Below are 2,398 nucleotides of genomic sequence, written 5' to 3'. Positions count from 1 at the left end.
TAGCATCCTCAAAATTGCTCAAAAATATAATGTAGATTTAGAACATGGTGAACGGGTGGCAGCCTTCTTTCTCAGCCTATTTGACCAAACTAATGGCATTCTCTATGACTATGGATCGGCGGAACGAGAATTGCTCTGGGCGGCGGCTATTTTGCATAACTGCGGGCTATATATTAGTCATTCTGCACACCATAAACACTCCTATTATTTAATCCGTAATGGGGAACTTTTGGGTTATACGGAAACCGAAATTGATATGATTGCTAATTTGGCTCGCTATCACCGGAAAAGTGCCCCCAAAAAGAAACATGAAAATTATCAAAATTTGTCGAAGAAAAATCGTCACATTATCGACCGTCTTAATCCTTTGATGCGGTTGGCTGTGGCTTTAGACCGTCGTCAAATTGGCGCGGTAGCTGAGGTTACTTGTCAGTGCGATCGCGATAAAAAAGAGTTTAAATTGATACTTAAACCAGTTGACCCCCAAGATAATTGTGCTTTGGAATTGTGGAGTTTAGACCTTAAAAAAGATGTGTTTGAGGAACAATATAACCTCACACTTGTGGCGTTTTTAGAACCTTAAATCAACAACTGTTAGCCCACCCGATCCCCCTTTCCTCAAAAGGCTGGTTTATTAATATTCTCTTTGGGAGGCGCGCCCCTACAATCAATTATTAATTATCAATTAATTACCCGGTGGGGCGGGTTTATTCATATTGTCGTTGGTCGGCGAGGTTACCGCAGAACCCGCCCCTACAATTATTAATTAATTACCCGGTGGGGYGGGGCGGGTTTATTTATATTGTCGTTGGTCGGCGAGGTTACCGCAGAACCCGCCCCTACAATTATTAATTAATTACCCGGTGGGGTGGGGCGGGTTTATTTATATTGTCGTTGGTCGGCGCGCCCCTACAATTATCAATTATTAATTATTAATTAATTACCCGGTGGGGTGGGGCGGGTTTATTTATATTGTCGTTGGTCGGCGAGGTTACCGCAGAACCCGCCCCTACAATTATTAATTAATTACCCGGTGGGGTGGGGCGGGTTTATTTATATTGTCGTTGGTCGGCGMGCCCCTACAATTATCAATTATTAATTATTAATTAATTACCCGGTGGGGTGGGGCGGGTTTATTTATATTGTCGTTGGTCGGCGAGGTTACCGCAGAACCCGCCCCTACAATTATTAATTATTAACTATGGGATGTTGTTTAATTCAGGCTGGGGGGATATATTTAAAGTCCTGACTTTAATATCCTGATAAAATTCATCCTGGGATAACTCTACCTTAGACTGAGCCGATAATAATAACAAAGCCCAAAAAACCCCAACTCGATCATGTTTAGAATGAGAAATAGGCGGAGTATTTGCGGCTGACTCTGGGAGTAAATTGGTGGATTCTATAGGGTTGGGGATGTGTGTTTTCTGCTTACCAATCAGATTAGACCACAGAACTAATAATTGTTCAAGTTCTAACCAATCGCCTTGGAGGTCTACACCTTCAGCCCGGAGAAGTTCATCTAATTTTCCAGCCATTTCTACCAGGTTTTCTTGGTGTGCTAATTCAGCGATCGCCTTAGCGGCTTTATTTTTATTAACAGAAACATGACGACGGGGACGGGGACGACTCTGGTGCTGGGCGATCGTAGCCGCCATTAATTGCAGTTGATCAATCAACTCTTGAAGTGTTACCTGACGCTTTTGGGGAACCTTAGCCACAGCGCGGCGACGTAACTGTCGTTCCAAATTCTGAGGACGCAGCCACTCAATTTCTGACTCTGACCCCAAAAATTCTAACTCTCCGGCAATCATAGCATCATCATCGCCAGGCTCATCGGAATCCATCAGGCTATCCGCCTTCAGTAGCACCAGCATAGAAGCATAAAGAAAGGCTTGACCAGATTGGGAAAGTTCTACAAACTGATTATTCGAGACCGAATCAACACCCGGAGTCAGTTGGCTGAGATAGCGATCAATCACCTCAATCACCCGCACATCCCAAGGATCTATTTCTCCCTGTTTAGCCAAATCAATCAGCAGTGCAATTCCTTCGGACAGGCTGGCTAAAGCGTCCTGGGGTGTGTCAGAGGTCATAGGCGTTGTTTCTCCGGTCGGCTTGGGTGTGAACAGGAACTTGTGCTTACTACTATAGCTGGATGCTGGCTTTTCCCATTATAGCATAAGGCTATTAGGGCTGACTTAGATATTTTTGATTACAATGAATATGATGGTCTCTAGTATGTCTGAGTTTAACTGATCATGGAATCTTTAAAATCCGAAGCCTTGTCTTATKTAAAARCTGTCCTAGAKAACCCTGACGCTACTTTCCGAGATGGACACAGGGAAGCGATCGCTCGTCTAATCGACCACCGAGAACGTTTATTAGTCGTTCAGCG

General features: G+C 44.0%; 2 protein-coding genes. One reads left to right on the top strand and one right to left on the bottom strand.

Going from position 1 to position 2,398, the window contains the following annotated elements:
• Window positions 1-583, top strand: a 583-nt coding sequence (locus B9T16_RS27915) for an HD domain-containing protein (protein WP_410246306.1), incomplete at its 5' end; no start/stop codon positions are given.
• A gap of 616 nt (window positions 584-1,199) precedes the next feature.
• Here B9T16_RS27915 and B9T16_RS27910 read toward each other — a convergent pair.
• A complete protein-coding gene (locus B9T16_RS27910; RefSeq protein ID WP_006619252.1) occupies window positions 1,200-2,096 on the bottom strand; it encodes a segregation/condensation protein A in 897 nt (298 codons plus the stop codon).
• Window positions 2,097-2,398: the final 302 nt, after the last annotated feature.

It is taken from the genome of Arthrospira sp. PCC 8006 (genome assembly GCF_046480465.1).
GTDB classification, from domain to species: Bacteria; Cyanobacteriota; Cyanobacteriia; order Cyanobacteriales; family Microcoleaceae; genus Limnospira; species Limnospira platensis.
The sequence above is the reverse complement of the archived record's forward strand: the minus strand, read 5'-3'. Positions and strand labels throughout refer to the sequence as shown.